The sequence below is a fragment of the Pseudoalteromonas atlantica genome, from assembly GCF_043641955.1.
In the GTDB taxonomy this organism is placed as follows: domain Bacteria; phylum Pseudomonadota; class Gammaproteobacteria; order Enterobacterales; family Alteromonadaceae; genus Pseudoalteromonas; species Pseudoalteromonas atlantica_A.
This window is the reverse complement of sequence record NZ_JBHZRV010000009.1, coordinates 24,266-40,328: the sequence shown is the minus strand read 5'-3', so window position 1 is coordinate 40,328 and position 16,063 is coordinate 24,266. Positions and strand designations below refer to the sequence as shown.

The window sequence follows — 16,063 nt, the reverse complement described above, 5'->3', positions numbered from 1 at the left end:
TTACGCATCCTCATTAATAGGCTGCTTTACTTTTACAGTGTCGTTTTCTTTTAACTTACTGACTGGACGAGCAGGGCCAATAACAACGCGCTCATCTTTAGTTAAGCCTTTGGTGATGGCTTGCTCTATGTCGGATGAAATTCCCACTTCGACATACGCTTTGCTGACTGTGTTATCGTCGTTTAAGCGCCATACAAAAAATTTATCACCCTCTTTTTGCACTGCTTCTATGGGGAGTTTTAAACCATCCACAGCAATACTCGTCGCAATTTCCGCACGGCAACTCATGCCGGCATAAAGTTGTCTGTCGGTGTTATCAAGCAGCACTTTTACACGAAACGATAATCCCTGAGAACCAGGCTGGTTTTTAGCCGATGTGCCGATGTTAATCACTTTGCCTGTGAAGGGTTGATTTGGATAAGCAGCGGCATAAATATCGGTGTGTTGATCAAGTTTGATGCCAGCAATATCGGTTTCATCAACCCTGAGCTCTGCCAAAATAGCGCTCGGATCGGCAACCAGCATTAAGTCAGAGCCAATAATATTGGTGGTGCCCGCTATAACGGTTTCGCCTTCTTTAATGTTAACCGAGGCCAGCAAACCACTCATTGGTGCGCGAAAAACGCTTTTACTGAGTCTATCTTCTGCAATAGAGAGCGAAGCTTTAGCTTGGTTATAGGCTTCACCGCGGGCTTCTATATCAATTTTGGCAAGGTCACGGGCATTTTGCAGGTTTTCATACACTTCTTGGCCGGCAAGGCCAACATCGTAGAGTTCTTTTTGACGTTTTAATTGTCGTTCAATATTTTTGAGGCGTGTTTTGCTGTGCTTAATTTCAATTTCGCTGGCACGTAAAACCGCTTTATTACGATTGACTTCAGATTCAAATGCGGTGGTATCAAGGCGCATTAAAATATCGCCTTGCTTCACACTTTGGCCTTCTTCTACAAACACTTTGTCTACGCGACCAGTTACTTCAGAACGCAGTTGTACTTGCGTATTAAACACTAAGTTACCCGAGGCTAAAATAGAGTCGGCAATACTACCTTGTTCAACCTGTGCGATATTAACTTCTGGCGCGTCTTTACTGCCAGTGATTTGCTTTGACACAATTAAGGCAACAAACGCAGCAATCGCAAGGGTGATGATAATGGCTTTTTTCATTGTTATTTCCGTGTGTTTTGTGGGTAACGCTAATTACCCACGCACTTTAAACGAGGGCTATTACAGTCCATATTCCGTAGATTACAACGCTTGGCAGAGCTGCAAAAAGGAGTGCTTTGTTGAAGCTAAAATTAGTCCAGCACGTTAAGCCAATAGCTGCTAAGGCAATGCCCCAAAGGCTAAAAATATTTAAACTTTCAGTCATGGTATAAAACGGGTGACCTAGTTCTAAGCCAAGCATTAATTGGTTTACAGAAGCGTAACTAAATAAATTGATTGAAAGTTCATTTGTGCTTGCCGTCAACACTAATGCGATGACACCTAAGCTTGAAATAATCATGGGCATCATGGTCCACAAACCAAAGCCATACCATGCACCATAGCCGTAATTTGCTTCAGGGTCTTGTTTTGACACTAATAAGTAATATCCAGAAATAAGTGCGTTGATAATAATAATACCGAAAATACCTCCACCAATAGCAAACCAAACTTGGTTATCTATACCTTGCTCCATACTTTGACGAATCATCTTCTTTTCGCCAATGGTGGCATCAACCGTGGCCGCGGCGACTTGTTGTTCTAAGAGAAATTGCGGATCAGCTTTGCTGTAAAACAAATAACTACTGGCAACAAGTGCCGTTATAATCAGCGCAAACGCAAGCCAAGACCAACCTTTGGCTTCTTTTAGGCCATTGAAGGCTTTAGTCGGTGTGATAAAAATATCGACACACGCAGATAGGGCATTGGTTGATTTCATTATTATTATTCCTTTATTAAGTGTTTTATACCCAAGCCCCTGTAAACGCTGCACTCTGCATCTTGAGGTGGATTGGACATTTAGGTACAAATCTTAAGGCTATTAATACCTTATTATGTAGGTAGAATAAAGCATAATCAGTATCTGTACATGATAATAGTGTAACAACCTATTAACGTATGGGAGTTAATTGAATAATAAATGGAATGAGGCAGAAATAATGACCAGCTCTGAACGAAAAATAGATGAATTAGTTCTTGGATTTTGGCGGTTACTAGATTGGAATATCTCACCGCAGCAATGTTTAACTTTTCTTGAGCAAGCGATTGAAGCAGGTGTAACAGACACTGATCACGCCGATATCTACGGGCAATATGGTTGTGAGGCTGAGTTTGGTAAAGCTTTGGCACTTAAGCCAAGCATTCGTGATGAAATTAAAATAATTACTAAGTGTGGTATTAAACCAGCTTTTCCTAGTTTAGGCCTTGAGGGTAAAGCCAACCACTACGACTCAAGTGCACAGCACATTATTGCCTCTGCGCAGCAATCACTTAAGCATTTTAATACAGACCGCTTAGATGTATTGCTTATTCATCGCCCAGATTATTTAATGCATGCCGATGAAATGGCACACGCCTTTAATACCCTAAAGCAAAATGGTGATGTGCTGGAATTTGGTGTTTCTAACTTTACCCCTTCACAACTAAGTTTATTACAGTCGCGTTTAGACTTTGAATTGGTGACTAACCAGATTGAATGCTCACCCTATGAAATGAAAGCCCTTGATGATGGTACTTTAGATCAATGCCAGCTACTTGATATTAAACCCATGTTTTGGTCACCGCTTGCTGGCGGGCGTCTATTTTCAGACAGCGATGAGAAAGCGATACGTTTACGCCATGTGCTTGAACAAGTAGCGAGTGAAATTGGCGCAAGTTCGATTGATCAAGTGGTGTACGCATGGCTGCTAATGCACCCAAGCGCGCCATCGGTAGTACTCGGTACAGGTAATATCAAACGTATTGAATCGGCAGTAGCCGCCAAGCAGTTAAAACTTAACCGCGAACAGTGGTACCGTATTTGGCAGGGCTCTACAGGACACAGCGTGCCTTAATTATCATATCTGCTCATATAGCTTTACTAGTTTGAGTTAATCATACGCTGCTATATGAGCGATAATCTCACAGTCACTAATTATTGTAATTTATGCAGTCAGTTTGGGTTATGACGTTTTTGTCCAATATGACAGCTCCTTCCCATTTTTATGTCTATTTGAACTTATACAGCCTGAACATTGGGTAACTAATTGTTTACAAAATTGCATTTAATAGATAATGTTAATGTATTGTCATATATGAATATTTATCCGTTTATAAAACGGCAAATGTCGCAGACAACATGGTTATGTACTCATTTTAATTAAACATATAGGGATATTTTATGAAAACACTCTCGCTAATTTTCTTTTCAATTTTGGTTTTAGGATGTACTTCAACCCCGGAAGTCGTTTTAAACCAAGAGCCAGTTGAAGTAACAAATGATAACGTTCGTCAATACTGGGTACTAAAAAATAAAAGTTTTAGTTTTAATTTACCTCTAAAACGGGCCCCAAAAAAGCTTGAAGAAGGGCATGTTACTTTACGTTTTCTCATAGACTCCAATGGCAATACATTTGACCCAGAAATCATCGAGTCAGTACCTGCAGGTATTTGGGATTATGCGGGAGTTAAAGCGATGTCAAAACAAGATTTTATTCCTGCCAAATCCAATACCCTAGGCGTTCCAGTGTATTTCACTCAGACGATATTTTTCAAGTAAAGCACTTAAAGGGGGCGTCATTGGCTTGGCGTTCCTATTGTATTATTGTCTCTTAGTGATGAGTTTAAGGTGAAAGCTACCTGCGTCACAGCCTTTGGTGCTATAAACCGTGCTGTTGTCTGATGGCACTATTAACTGGCGCAGGGTGTTGTTATCAATCATCAAAATGAGATAGGGTAGGTTGTTATATGGATATCCCAACAATGGAGTGTATATGAAAGTTTCGTTATTAATCCCTTTATTCGTTGCCTTTGCCAGTACAGGTGCTGTAGCTAAAAATAAAACTACTTATGCAGACATACAGGTTACAGATGTTGACCCTACCAGTGACTTTATTTGGCAACGGGCAAATCAAAATACACCTAAATACCCAGTCGAGCTAGCTCGCTCTGGAATAAGAGGCTGCGCTGTTTTGGCCTTTAATATCTCTGACTCTGGTAAAACCGAAAATGTTGAGGTTATTAATGCTTTGCCTAAAAAACACATAGGTAAATATTCTCGCAAAATGTTGAAAAAATGGAAGTGGGTGCCTGCAGCAACAGAGACGGCTTCAGAAAAGAGAGTCTTAAGGTTAGATTTTTGCATTGGTGGTGAGTCTATTGAGCAAGCTGAACAGGCTTGTAAACAACAAACAAAATTAGCCTGTAGCTAATTAAAGGTAGATGGTTCGTATTCTCAGGGCCAAATAAAACTAACAGTTGGCCTCGCGTATCGCGCAGATTAGTTTAACTGTATTTTTTGCTTAGTTTAGCAAATAACTTCAAAGACATTCGTGTTTTATGACTACGTGTAAAAAGTGTAAAAGCAAAATTTTACCTAAAATAGTTGGGGCAGGTAAATCTGCCGCTTATTTTTGCCCGTTTTGTGGCGCTTCTCAAAGCCGATTTGGGCTGAAAGAGTACTATCTTTTATTTATAGCTCTGCTGTTGTTGTGGTTTGCCGCTTTTTTTAACCATCATATCGGGGCTGGAAATGTTATATGGTCACCATTAATGCAAAAGTTGGTATTACTGGTATTGGCTTCTATTACAGGTTTTATTTTTACTTTCTATCAAGTTTTAAAAAAGCATAAAGGGCATTGGAAGTTTTATAATTTCTTGGCTTTTATAGGACTGGTTTTGTCTATAGCGCTGTCAGCATCCCAAGTTTGGGGGTTATAAAATGGTGGAAGTCAGTTAATCGCTACTTTCTTTTAACTTGTGCCTATTTTATGTAGCATGATCGAGTCTAATTTTTAAAGGAGTTTCGCCATGTTGCGAACAATGTTATCTGTAAGCTTGGGATTAGCGGTCAGTATGGGCGCATATGCCAGCGAAGTAATGACCCCAGAAAAGCTTTGGCAAGTAAAGCGCGTTAGTGCGCTGGGTTTAAATCAAGACAAAACCCATGTAATTTATAAAGTGACCACGCCGAGTGTTGAAAACAACGACTTCAATAGCAAAGTTTACCAAGTGCCACTTAAAGGCGGTGAATCTCAGTTATTAGAAGCCTACCAAGGTCTTTTGATTGATCGCAGTGTATCCCCTGATGGCAGCAAAAAACTGTTTCATGAAAAAGTGAAACTAGAAAACGTATTAGCATCCGATAGATATAAAGAGCTTGGTCAGGCTAATGCATATGTGTTTGATGATTTAAACTATCGCCATTGGGATACATGGAAGGACGGCAGCTTTAAACATGTATTTTATCAAGATTTAAAAAGCGAAGAAAAAGTCGACATCATGAAGGGAATGGCGTTCGACAGTCCAACGTCACCATTTGGTGGAGCTGCTGATTATACCTGGGGCCCAAAAGGTGAGAATATTTACTATGTGAGCAAAAAGTTCACAGGCACTGAGTATGTAAAAAGCACCAATACCGATATTTATCGTTATAACCTTGCTAGCAAAAAAACCACAAACATAACACAAAGTAACTTAGGCTATGATAAATACCCTGCGTTCTCACCAAAAGGTCATTTAGCGTGGTTGCAAATGGATGAGCCAGGCAATGAAGCGGATAAGAACGATATCATTGTTAAAGTTAAAAACCGTGAATTTAACTTAACAGCGCACTGGGATGGCACAGTAAACAGCTTTAAATGGAGCCATGACGGTAAGCACATATATTTTGTGGCGCCAACTGATGGCACAATTCAGCTATTTCAAGTCTCTGTAAATACGAAAACCAAAGCCAAGCCGAAAATAAAACAACTTACCAATGGCCAGTTTGATGTAAACAGCATTGTTGCGGTGTTAGACAATCAATTAGTGATTACGCGTAACAGCATGAATGCCGCAAGAGAAATTTACCGACTTGATTTAAAGAGCAAAAAACTTGTTGCATTGACCAAAGAGAACAACGTGTTTTATGCTAACCTTGAGTTACCTAATGTTGAAAAACGTATGGTAAAAACCAAAGACGGCCAAGACATGCTGACGTGGGTTATCTACCCGCCTAATTTCGATAAAAGCAAAAAATACCCAACTTTATTGTATTTACAAGGTGGCCCTCAGTCTGCACTGTCGCAGTTTTACTCTTTTCGGTGGAACTTCCAAGTAATGGCCTCGCAAGGTTATATTGTGGTAGCACCTAATCGCCGTGGTATGCCGGGTCATGGAGTTCAATGGAATGAAGACATAAGCCAAGATTGGGGTGGTAAGGTAATGCAAGATTACCTTGATGCCATTGATGATGTAGCAAAAGAATCCTATATAGATACGTCTCGCATTGGTGCAATTGGCGCAAGTTATGGCGGTTACTCTGCATTTTATTTAGCAGGTAACCACGACGGCCGCTTTAAAACCTTTATTGCCCACTGTGGAATTTTCGATTTACGTAGCATGTACGGCACAACTGAAGAGTTATTTTTTGTAAATAACGAATTAGGCGGCGCATACTGGGAAGAAAATGCCGCGACTAAAAAATCATACGGTCAGTTTAACCCAGTAAGCTATGTAGATAAGTGGGATGCCCCGATGTTTGTGATTCACGGTGGAAAAGATTACCGTGTACCGCTAGAGCAAGGTATTGCCGCTTTTCAGGCCGCCAAATTACGTGGCTTGCAGAGCCGCTTTTTATACTTCCCTGAAGAAAACCACTGGGTGCTAACACCGCAAAACGGGATTGTATGGCAACGTGAATTCTTTAAGTGGCTAGATGAAACCCTGTAGTTAATGACTCATTATGTTTAATAAAAAGCCAGTACATGAAAATTTGCGCACTGGCTTTTTTTATTGAGTCTTACCCGCTAGGGCAAACATCAGTCACAGTGAATACAACGAAGGAGTATCTATGTTCGCAGTCATATTTAGGGCAAAACCGGGAATTCAGGATGATGAATACGGTAAAACAGTAACAAAAATGAGAGAGCTTGCATTTGAAAAGTACGGTTGCTTGGATTTTGTTGCTGTGACAGAGGGCGATCAAGAAATTGCAATTTCGTACTGGGAAAGTGAAGAAGCAATCAAAAATTGGAAGCGTGATCCAGAGCATGCGCTAGCTCAAGGTATTGGCCGTTCTAAATGGTATGAGTCATACAGTGTGCAAGTGGTAGAAATAAAACGTGAGTACACGTTTAACGGCTAACGCATGTTTCTCTTTTATATTAACTAAATTAAGTGGCAGAGAATGGCAGGTCTTTTTTGTGACTTTTGCTTGAAAAAGACCTAACCATCAACGGCTAAAAATGCTCTTAATCGACAAGCAGTAATTCGGTTTGTCGACCATTTAAATACAATACGCCGGTTTTATCGAAAATGGCGTCTTCTTCTAGCATAATTCTAATTTCTTTATTCCATGGTTTGATAAACACAGCATTGTTAAGCTCAATTGAATAAGCGGTGTTTAAATGCAGTGGATAATCGCCATCTCCCGGCACGCCTTGTTGAGAATCCCACATACCTAATGTAGTGCCTGCTGCATGGCCATGATAGCCAAGCGGGTGCGTATAAATAGTAGGTTTTAAGCCCTGTGCAATGGCTTTTTCGCGAGCGGCTTTTAATACCTGATTACCTGTTCTACCTTCACTAAATTCAGCGGTAAAAATGTCTTGTAGTTTATTGCCTTTTTTTAACGCATCGACAAGGTAGTCTGGAGCTCGTGTTTCGTTAGGTTTTAACACATAGGCATGTTGTTGTGTGTCGGTGTTTAAGCGCAAATACGTAATACCAAAATCGACATGCAGTAAATCACCTGCTTGAATCACATTATCGGCATAGCCATTGGTAAAGCTATCTTCGTGATCGAATGATTTACTGTCGGCGCGTTGTATTGCAATACTGGGGTGAAACCATGTTTGTAGTTTAAGTTCTCTTACGCGTTCTCTAAACCACCAGACTAAATCGTCACTGGTTGTTTTGCCTACCGTAATAACTTTGCTGGAAAAGCCCTCAGCAATAATCGCATGCGCAATCGCCACTATGTGCTTATACATTTCTACTTCTTGAGGAATGCGTTGCTCCAACCAAGCAACAGCAAGCGGCTCTGCTGATATTATTTTATTTTTATAAGCACTGGGTAAGTTGGCCATTAAGTTATTGTAATCGCCAAGCACTAAACCATCCGCATGACCCCAATCATTAGAGGTATTTAGTGCGATGTTGCTTGGCTTGTAGCGTTCAATTATGTCATTAAGCGCTTGCCATTGGTTTGGTTGCGCTTTTTTATCCCAGCCCTTTGTAAATACATTACCTATTTTATAAGGGGCAATAGCGTAGGCATCAACACCGCCTTGCTTATTTCTGGCAAACAGTAAAATGGTGGTGCGCCTTGCCGATAACCACGTTGCAGGCAGCATGGTTTTTAGTATCGGGTCTTCGTTGTATTCACGGCTAATAAGCAGCCACATATCAATGTTGTGTTGTTTCATTAAGCTGGGCATTAATGTATTAACCCTGAGCTCGGTGATATTATCGATAAACGCAGCGCGCTCTTTCATTGATAAAATAGTCGGCACGTCATTCCCCTTAGCTAAGGGGCTTAACACAAGTGTGGCCAGCAAGATTACGCAAAGCATGAGTTGTTTAGTAAGGTGCATAATTGTTTTATTTTTAGGCTAGTTAATTTATAACATGCCTGAATAACTGCGATAAACAAACAATTTGAGATAAATCGCCGGTAAGTGAGAAAAGGGTTGAGCGATTATTTTATTCGTGGTTTCAATTTTCGTTCGCGACAGTTCATTTTCTCTAAAAGCTCAATTAACTTATACACATTTAACTTCATAGACAGTTTTATCTTTGGCTTTTCTTAAAGAGGTCGAAACAAACCTTATTAAGCACTCAGGGCTGTAATTTGTTATGCTATTAATCACCTCCGTGTCTAATCGGCCTTCAATAAAACAAAAGTTTTTAGAGCACTTTCCTCTATCATGAAGCCCATAAAGCTCACCTGTTACAGGGAGTAACTCTTTCATTTTTTGCCCTGATGACGCTTCTAAATTCTCATACCATATTCTGAACAGGCCTGAGTTATATAATTCATCGGTGAGAAAATAATGTGCAAATACCTTATCCTGTTCATCTACTTTCTCTAAAACGATATCATCTACACAGTATGTTCTAATGTCACGACTAAGAGAACGTTTTCGATAACCACAATGAGTATTAACCTCAGCTTTTTCAAGCTCTGGTAAAACACCTTTATATAAGTCACTATTAACGTCAATAGGGTGTCCAAGGACTATATCAGGCATAGCCTTTGCAAATGCTAGATGATCTTCATCAGTATATGCCTTACGCAACATATAGCTTTTGAGTGCAATTGCTTCTGCTGCTCTGCCATTTTGAAGTGCAGGCATATTTTTTAAGTTTAAAATCTTCTGATGTATTTCTGTTTTTTTGTCATCGGTATTCGGCTTATCTTTTGAGAGTGGCTTATCAGCAACCTTTTCGCGAACCTCTAACGTTGTGGCGTGACTACGTTTTTTATCTTCTGAAACAACTTCGTCTCTATTGTTATCTAACAACCCTGTAAGCTGTAAAAAGACATAAATTAAAACACCTAAGATTATTAAAAATGAGAGCTTCTTCAATTTACCTTCCACTATATCAATCATATTAACGCCAACACATAAGCTATTGTTTGTAATTGTTTTTTAGGTTAGTTTACTTTGATTGGTTTTACAAGGTAGCGCTAAATAGCCTGTTTTATTCTTTTGCTAACTTACTCAATAAAGTGTCTCGATTGTTCAATGGGCTTTCTTACTTTCACTTGACAGTTTTTACTCAAAATTAGTAGGCGAAATACAGTTTGTATCAACAGAATGGGTAAGGTGGCTTTATAGTAAACTCAGAGCTTATGAGCAATGAGCATTCAAGTAAATGCTCATTAGCAGTGCAGCTTATTGCGCCGCAGCAAGTGCGCGGGCTCTAATATCCGCAGCAAAAGTTAAGCCTTTTTTAAAGCTTACCTCAGCAGCATTGATTTCACTTGGTTCCCCATTAGCAGCTAATACAGCATGGCTAAGTGCATTATATAAATGAGTGATTTGCGTTTGATATGCCGATTCAATCGCCTGTTCAACAGTCGTCATTATTGTTCCTTATAATTAATTTGAATTTTCATTTTAAGGTACAGTTATGAGGCATGCACGAGAAACTTTAACGCGGAAAGCTTTTCGTGGCTGAACCATTTCCTGCGGGGATTTGGACTTGCGGTTTTTATCTTGTAGGTCAGGCTTTAGCATGAAAAATGTGACGGGGTAAATCCCGACCTACAAAAGAATCCTTTAAACCTTTTTGCAGCACTAAGCTCTAGAACGCTGGGTTTCGCTTCGCTCTACCCAGCCTACGTCTCAACACTCAACTCAGTTAAAAGCGCTTATTCTTCTACCGCACTCACAATAAAATACGGATTCAAATATTCATCTTTGGTGTTATATAACAGCGGGCTGCCGTCGAGTTTAGTGACTTTTGCACCGGCGATTTCAGCAATGGCGTGGCCGGCACCGGTGTCCCATTCGCAGGTTGGGCCGAGTCGTGGGTAAATATCAGCGCTGCCTTCAGCAACTAAGCACAGTTTTAGTGAACTGCCTTTTGATACCATTTCAACGTCGTCAAATCGTTTTACAAATTCAGCTAAATCAGGAGATGGGTGTGAGCGGCTGCCGACAACACGAATTAAGCCTTTATTTGCTTTAGTGGTCACCTTAAGCTCTATGCGTTCATCGCCTTTGTCTTTAAATGCGCCGATGGCCTCTGCTGCGAGGTAAGAAACCCCAAGAGCAGGGGCATCAACCACGGCTAACGTGGGTTTGCCGTTTTCGATAAGTGCGATGTTTACTGTGAACTCACCGTTCTTTTTAATAAACTCTTTTGTGCCATCAATTGGATCAACTAACCAATAGCGAGTCCATGTTTGACGTACATCCCAGCTGATATCAGCGCTTTCTTCACTAAGTACTGGCACATCTGGGGTTAAGTGTTTTAGACCATTGGCAATCACTTTGTGGGCTGCTAGATCGGCGTCGGTTACTGGGCTTTCATCCGCCTTGTACTCAACATTAAAGTCCTTTTCGTAAATCCCCATAATAGCGTTACCGGCTTGGCGGGCGAGGATCAATACTTCTTCTAGCAGTTCCGTTTGGTTCATGACTTAACCTTTAATAATTTGCTGTTGTTTTAGATACGCTATCAGCTCTTGCACCGATCGGTCTAGGGTGTTTTTACTGGTATCTAATATTATTTCAGGTGAATGAGGTATTTGATAATCTGAATCAATCCCTGTGAAATGCTTAATTTCACCCGCGCGGGCTTTTTTATACAAGCCTTTAGGGTCGCGACTTTCACAGACATCCAATGGTGTGTCTAAAAACACTTCAATAAACTCGCCATCACCCACTAATTCTCTGACCATATCGCGCTCGGCCCGAAACGGTGAAATAAATGCGGTGAGTACCAATAGGCCGGCATCAACCATGAGTTTGGCGGTTTCACCAACGCGGCGGATATTCTCTATGCGGTCTTCGTCGCTAAAGCCTAAGTCTTTACATAAGCCATGGCGCACGTTGTCACCATCAAGCAGGTAAGTATGAATACCTTGTTGATTAAGTGCGCTTTCAAGGGCGTTTGCGACGGTGCTTTTGCCTGAGCCAGAAAAACCGGTAAACCATAAAATAGCGGGTTTATGGCTTTTATGCTCACTACGCTGTGATTTAGTAATGGCATAATTGTGCCAAACAATATTCTCATCCATTTTAATACTCTCTTATAGAATCTTGAGTAACGCTGGTTAAAACGGGAATACCAGCGGAATTAGGGTTAATACCGTTATTGAATAAATAATAGAAAGCGGTAAACCCATTAATACGTAATCTTTTAGCCGGTAGTTGCCCGCGCTGTAAACCATTAAGTTAGTTTGATAACCAAACGGCGATATAAAGCTGGCTGAGGCACCAAACGCCACGGCCATAATAAACGGCAGTGGGTCTACATTAAAGCCAACCGCCAAAGCGTAAGCTACGGGGAATGATAAAGCTGCAGCCGCATTGTTTGTAATAAGCTCAGTGAATAACACCGTCATTATAAATATGGCGATAAACGCACCATAGGGGCCAAAGTCACCGAGGACATAAAACATTGCGTCAGATATTTGCCCTGCTAGGCCTGTGCCGATCATGAGTTTGGCAAGGCCAATGGCACTGCCCACTACTGCTAGTAACTCGATAGGAAAACGGCGCTTTACTTCGTTCAGTCTTATTGTACCTGTGAGCATTAAACCGATTAGCAAAACCAACAAGCCTTTAACAAGTGGCACGATACCAAAAATGCTTAAGCCTAATACGGCTGCAAAACTAGCCAGCACTAAATTAGATTGTTTTGGCGCAAGGTGGGTTTGTAAATCAAGCCCTGAAATATACACAAACTCGCGCTTTAAATTAGGTAAGGTGTAAAAGTCTTTGCCGGGCGCAAGAATAAGCGAATCGCCGGCTTGTAGCTGCACCTTACCAAGGCCACCTTGCAAACGGTCGTGACCACGGCGAATTGCGATAACAGCGGCGTGGAATTGCTCGCGAAAACGAATCTCTTTGACCGTTTTGCCAATAAATTTAGATGATTGACTTACAACCACTTCAACGAGGTGTTCTACGTCTTTTTCGTGCTTATCATGCACCACTTTTAAGCCATCAAAACGCGTCAGTAGCGGGACTGATTTTATATCGCCAACAAACAGCAATACATCGCCAGATTTAATTACTTGTTGCGGGGTTACCGCGCATATGCGTCTATCACCACGTAAAATTTCGGCGAGGAACAAATCTTTAAGGTCGCGTAGGCCGTTTTCTTCTACGCTTTTACCAATCAGTTTTGAGCCTGGCTCTACTTTACCTTCAAGATAGAAGGGGACGACTTCTTGATCGTTCTTACCGTTGTCGGGTAAGTATTTTAGCATCACTAAAATAGTGATAAGGCCAACACTCAGTGCGCCCAAGCCGACTAAAGTAAAATCGAAAAAGCCCAGCGGTGCCATACCCGCATCAACGGCAAAACCATTGACGATTAAATTTGTTGAAGTACCAATTAAGGTAATCGTGCCACCTAATATGGCGGTGTACGATAAAGGTAATAACAGCTTTGACGGAGAATGGGTTGGACTGTCTTTAATTGCGGTAATTAATGACGCAACCACCGCTGTATTATTAGTAAATGATGATAAAAAGGCGGTTGAGAGGCCAAGTTTTGTCACTGAGTTGGTTAAGCTACCCTTTGAAAGTGACTGGGCTAATTTTTGCACTAGCGTGGTTTTTTCTACCGCGATAGAAACTAAAACTAATAAAACCAAAGTAATAAGGGAAGGGTTGGCGTAGTTTACCAACATGTCTTCAAGCTCAATCAGGCCAGCTAAATAGGCGGTGCCAATGGCACCGACAAAAAGCCATGCTGGCTTTAGTCGAGTGCCAAAAAGGCATCCGACTAAAGTAAGCATAATGCCTGTTAATACTAGCTGTTGATACATGCTTTAAATGTCCTTAACAGGCAAAGTTAGTTATTTAAGCTTTGAAATATCAAGCGCTTGCCAATGTGGGAAGTGCTTGCGTACTAAAGCATTAAATTCAACTTCAAAATCACTAAAGTCACCGCTTTGCTCTTGGCTGGCAAGTGCTTGCTCTACCATGCCTGCTGCAACGGTTAAGTTAGATAAACGGTCGATTAAAATAAACGAGCCCGTTTCGTGATTGTTGTGATATTCATCAGCTAAAATGGTTTCTGTTAGCTCAAGCGTTACAATTGCGATTTCATTAAGTTGTAGGCTGTCAGCGCTGCCATGCTCAAGGGTGTTCACATCAATGGTGTGATCAATCTTTTTCACAATAGCAGAGGTATTTTTACTGCCTAACTTAAAGTTATAGCTTTTGCCAAGCACTAATGGTGCTTCGTGCATCCATACTAACTTTGCTTGTACTTGGTTTGTCACTGCAACAGTAGAATCAGCAGGAACAATCACATCGCCACGGCTAATATCTATTTCAGTATTTAGCGAGATAGTAATGGCTTGACCAGCCTCTGCTGTGTCTAAGTTACCATCAAACGTTACCAGTTCTTTAATACTTGATGTTTTACCTGATGGTAATACTTTAACTGCATCGCCAACAGATAACTTGCCTGAAGTTAATGTACCTTGGAAACCACGGAAGTTTAAATTAGGACGTACTACATATTGCACTGGGAAACGCGCTTCAAAGCCTGTGTCTGTTTCAGCAGCTGGTGAGTCTTCAAGTAACTCAAGTAACGGCTTATCAGTGTAATATGGTGTGTGTGCAGAGCGAGTAACCACGTTATCGCCTTTAAGCGCCGACATAGGTACAAACTTGATGTTAGATACATTCAATTGCTCAGCAAACTTTAGGTAATCCGCTTTGATGCGCTCATAAACGGTTTCGTCAAAATCAACGATATCCATTTTGTTAATCGCTACAACAAACTGTTTAATGCCTAATGAATCACAAATAAAGCTGTGACGCTTAGTTTGTACTTGTACACCATAGCGCGCATCAACAAGAATAATAGCTACATCACTGGTTGATGCGCCGGTTACCATGTTGCGGGTGTATTGCTCGTGCCCTGGGGTGTCAGCAATAATAAACTTACGTTTAGCGGTCGAAAAATAACGATACGCTACGTCAATGGTAATGCCTTGCTCACGCTCTGCTTGCAGGCCATCAACAAGTAGTGCTAAATCAAGTTCTTCACCTGCGTTACCTACTTTTTCGTTATCTTTATGAAGGGCTGCTAGCTGATCTTCATAAATTTGGTGACTGTCGTGTAACAGGCGGCCAATCAGGGTTGATTTACCGTCATCTACGCTGCCACAGGTCAACATACGTAATAAGCTTTTATCTTGTTGGCGAGCAAGGTAGGCGTCGATGCCAATTTCTCTTACTTCGTTAATCGTGTCGTTAGTGTTAGTAGACATTAGAAATAGCCCTCACGTTTTTTCTTTTCCATTGAACCTGCTGAATCATGATCAATGACGCGACCTTCACGCTCAGATGATGTTGATAACAGCATTTCTTCGATAATTTCAGTTAATGTGCTGGCTGTTGACTCTACAGCCCCCGTTAGCGGGTAGCAGCCTAATGTACGAAAACGCACTGACTTCATTTGTGGTACTTCACCATCAGCAAGCGGCATGCGTTCGTCATCAACCATAATTAAGGTGCCATCACGCTCTACAACCGGGCGTTCTTTAGCTAGATATAGCGGAACCATGTCGATGTTTTCTTGATAGATGTATTGCCAAATATCAAGTTCGGTCCAGTTAGACAGTGGGAATACACGAATACTTTCACCTGGGTTTACTTGGCTGTTATACGTGTTCCACAGTTCTGGGCGCTGATTTTTAGGGTCCCATCTGTGGTGTTTGTCACGGAACGAGTACACACGCTCTTTTGCACGTGATTTTTCTTCATCGCGGCGCGCGCCACCAAAGGCTGCATCGAAACCATACTTATCAAGTGCTTGCTTTAAACCTTGAGTTTTCATGATGTCTGTATGCTTACCTGAGCCATGAGTAAATGGACCTACGCCCATAGCTAAGCCTTCAGGATTTTTATGAACGATTAGGTCAAAGCCGTACTCTTTTGACAAACGGTCACGAAACTCAATCATTTCTTTAAACTTCCAGTCGGTATCAACATGGAGCAGTGGAAATGGAATTTTACCTGGGTAAAAAGCCTTACGCGCTAAGTGTAAAAGCACCGATGAATCTTTACCGATAGAGTAAAGCATAACTGGGTTCTCAAACTCAGCGGCGACTTCGCGCATGATTTTGATACTTTCAGCTTCTAATTGCTGAAGGTGAGTTAAAGCCATTGTTAGTCGTCCTACTAAAATGATTAAAGTT

General features: G+C 41.2%; 16 protein-coding genes. 6 read left to right on the top strand and 10 right to left on the bottom strand.

Annotated features, from left to right (window positions below; all coding sequences use genetic code 11):
• Complete coding sequence (locus tag ACHUE3_RS16065; RefSeq protein ID WP_394193366.1) at positions 1–1,164, bottom strand: efflux RND transporter periplasmic adaptor subunit; 1,164 nt, start codon at positions 1,162–1,164, stop codon at positions 1–3.
• A gap of 46 nt (positions 1,165–1,210) precedes the next feature.
• Complete coding sequence (locus tag ACHUE3_RS16060; RefSeq protein WP_394193365.1) at positions 1,211–1,921, bottom strand: YIP1 family protein; 711 nt, start codon at positions 1,919–1,921, stop codon at positions 1,211–1,213.
• A 220-nt stretch (positions 1,922–2,141) separates the two neighbouring features.
• Between ACHUE3_RS16060 and ACHUE3_RS16055 the strand changes: the two genes are divergently transcribed.
• From ACHUE3_RS16055 to ACHUE3_RS16030, 6 genes are all read left to right on the top strand, one after another.
• Positions 2,142–3,035, top strand: a complete 894-nt coding sequence (locus tag ACHUE3_RS16055; RefSeq protein ID WP_394193484.1) for an aldo/keto reductase — start codon at positions 2,142–2,144, stop codon at positions 3,033–3,035.
• A 326-nt stretch (positions 3,036–3,361) separates the two neighbouring features.
• Complete coding sequence (locus ACHUE3_RS16050; RefSeq protein WP_394193364.1) at positions 3,362–3,739, top strand: energy transducer TonB; 378 nt, start codon at positions 3,362–3,364, stop codon at positions 3,737–3,739.
• Between the two features lie 214 nt (positions 3,740–3,953).
• Positions 3,954–4,391 carry a TonB family protein gene (locus tag ACHUE3_RS16045; RefSeq protein ID WP_394193363.1) on the top strand — a complete coding sequence of 146 codons (438 nt, stop codon included), beginning with the start codon at positions 3,954–3,956 and terminating at the stop codon, positions 4,389–4,391.
• Between the two features lie 127 nt (positions 4,392–4,518).
• Positions 4,519–4,899: a hypothetical protein gene (locus tag ACHUE3_RS16040; RefSeq protein ID WP_394193362.1), complete on the top strand. Its 381-nt coding sequence runs from the start codon at positions 4,519–4,521 to the stop codon at positions 4,897–4,899.
• A 90-nt stretch (positions 4,900–4,989) separates the two neighbouring features.
• Positions 4,990–6,891 carry a S9 family peptidase gene (locus tag ACHUE3_RS16035; RefSeq protein WP_394193361.1) on the top strand — a complete coding sequence of 634 codons (1,902 nt, stop codon included), beginning with the start codon at positions 4,990–4,992 and terminating at the stop codon, positions 6,889–6,891.
• Between the two features lie 121 nt (positions 6,892–7,012).
• Positions 7,013–7,306: an antibiotic biosynthesis monooxygenase family protein gene (locus tag ACHUE3_RS16030; RefSeq protein ID WP_058561363.1), complete on the top strand. Its 294-nt coding sequence runs from the start codon at positions 7,013–7,015 to the stop codon at positions 7,304–7,306.
• A gap of 106 nt (positions 7,307–7,412) precedes the next feature.
• Here ACHUE3_RS16030 and ACHUE3_RS16025 read toward each other — a convergent pair whose 3' ends face one another.
• The 8 genes from ACHUE3_RS16025 to cysD form a co-directional block, all read right to left on the bottom strand.
• On the bottom strand, positions 7,413–8,756 hold the full coding sequence (locus ACHUE3_RS16025; protein ID WP_394193360.1) for a M24 family metallopeptidase: 1,344 nt from the start codon (positions 8,754–8,756) through the stop codon (positions 7,413–7,415).
• Between the two features lie 168 nt (positions 8,757–8,924).
• The gene (locus tag ACHUE3_RS16020) at positions 8,925–9,776 is read right to left on the bottom strand and encodes a hypothetical protein (RefSeq protein ID WP_394193359.1); all 852 of its coding nucleotides are present in this window, start codon (positions 9,774–9,776) and stop codon (positions 8,925–8,927) included.
• A 285-nt stretch (positions 9,777–10,061) separates the two neighbouring features.
• Entirely contained in the window at positions 10,062–10,253 is a 192-nt protein-coding gene (locus ACHUE3_RS16015; RefSeq protein WP_394193358.1) for a hypothetical protein, read from the bottom strand.
• Between the two features lie 287 nt (positions 10,254–10,540).
• A complete protein-coding gene (gene cysQ / locus ACHUE3_RS16010; protein ID WP_394193357.1) occupies positions 10,541–11,311 on the bottom strand; it encodes a 3'(2'),5'-bisphosphate nucleotidase CysQ in 771 nt (256 codons plus the stop codon).
• A gap of 3 nt (positions 11,312–11,314) precedes the next feature.
• Positions 11,315–11,914, bottom strand: coding sequence for an adenylyl-sulfate kinase (cysC, locus tag ACHUE3_RS16005; protein ID WP_058561357.1), 600 nt, complete (start codon positions 11,912–11,914; stop codon positions 11,315–11,317).
• Between the two features lie 36 nt (positions 11,915–11,950).
• The gene (locus tag ACHUE3_RS16000; RefSeq protein WP_394193356.1) at positions 11,951–13,675 is read right to left on the bottom strand and encodes an SLC13 family permease; all 1,725 of its coding nucleotides are present in this window, start codon (positions 13,673–13,675) and stop codon (positions 11,951–11,953) included.
• 30 nt (positions 13,676–13,705) lie between these two features.
• Complete coding sequence (cysN, locus tag ACHUE3_RS15995; protein WP_394193355.1) at positions 13,706–15,133, bottom strand: sulfate adenylyltransferase subunit CysN; 1,428 nt, start codon at positions 15,131–15,133, stop codon at positions 13,706–13,708.
• The gene (cysD, locus tag ACHUE3_RS15990) at positions 15,133–16,032 is read right to left on the bottom strand and encodes a sulfate adenylyltransferase subunit CysD (protein WP_394193354.1); all 900 of its coding nucleotides are present in this window, start codon (positions 16,030–16,032) and stop codon (positions 15,133–15,135) included. Before cysD ends, cysN begins: the two co-directional genes overlap by 1 nt.
• Between the last annotated feature and the right edge of the window lie 31 nt (positions 16,033–16,063).

Coding starts and splice junctions, on each gene's coding strand:
- ACHUE3_RS16065 (WP_394193366.1), bottom strand. CDS start 1,164: ATGAAAAAAGCCATTATCATCACCCTTGCGATTGCTGCGTTTGTTGCC.
- ACHUE3_RS16060 (WP_394193365.1), bottom strand. CDS start 1,921: ATGAAATCAACCAATGCCCTATCTGCGTGTGTCGATATTTTTATCACA.
- ACHUE3_RS16055 (WP_394193484.1), top strand. CDS start 2,142: ATGACCAGCTCTGAACGAAAAATAGATGAATTAGTTCTTGGATTTTGG.
- ACHUE3_RS16050 (WP_394193364.1), top strand. CDS start 3,362: ATGAAAACACTCTCGCTAATTTTCTTTTCAATTTTGGTTTTAGGATGT.
- ACHUE3_RS16045 (WP_394193363.1), top strand. CDS start 3,954: ATGAAAGTTTCGTTATTAATCCCTTTATTCGTTGCCTTTGCCAGTACA.
- ACHUE3_RS16040 (WP_394193362.1), top strand. CDS start 4,519: ATGACTACGTGTAAAAAGTGTAAAAGCAAAATTTTACCTAAAATAGTT.
- ACHUE3_RS16035 (WP_394193361.1), top strand. CDS start 4,990: ATGTTGCGAACAATGTTATCTGTAAGCTTGGGATTAGCGGTCAGTATG.
- ACHUE3_RS16030 (WP_058561363.1), top strand. CDS start 7,013: ATGTTCGCAGTCATATTTAGGGCAAAACCGGGAATTCAGGATGATGAA.
- ACHUE3_RS16025 (WP_394193360.1), bottom strand. CDS start 8,756: ATGCACCTTACTAAACAACTCATGCTTTGCGTAATCTTGCTGGCCACA.
- ACHUE3_RS16020 (WP_394193359.1), bottom strand. CDS start 9,776: ATGATTGATATAGTGGAAGGTAAATTGAAGAAGCTCTCATTTTTAATA.
- ACHUE3_RS16015 (WP_394193358.1), bottom strand. CDS start 10,253: ATGACGACTGTTGAACAGGCGATTGAATCGGCATATCAAACGCAAATC.
- cysQ (WP_394193357.1), bottom strand. CDS start 11,311: ATGAACCAAACGGAACTGCTAGAAGAAGTATTGATCCTCGCCCGCCAA.
- cysC (WP_058561357.1), bottom strand. CDS start 11,914: ATGGATGAGAATATTGTTTGGCACAATTATGCCATTACTAAATCACAG.
- ACHUE3_RS16000 (WP_394193356.1), bottom strand. CDS start 13,675: ATGTATCAACAGCTAGTATTAACAGGCATTATGCTTACTTTAGTCGGA.
- cysN (WP_394193355.1), bottom strand. CDS start 15,133: ATGTCTACTAACACTAACGACACGATTAACGAAGTAAGAGAAATTGGC.
- cysD (WP_394193354.1), bottom strand. CDS start 16,032: ATGGCTTTAACTCACCTTCAGCAATTAGAAGCTGAAAGTATCAAAATC.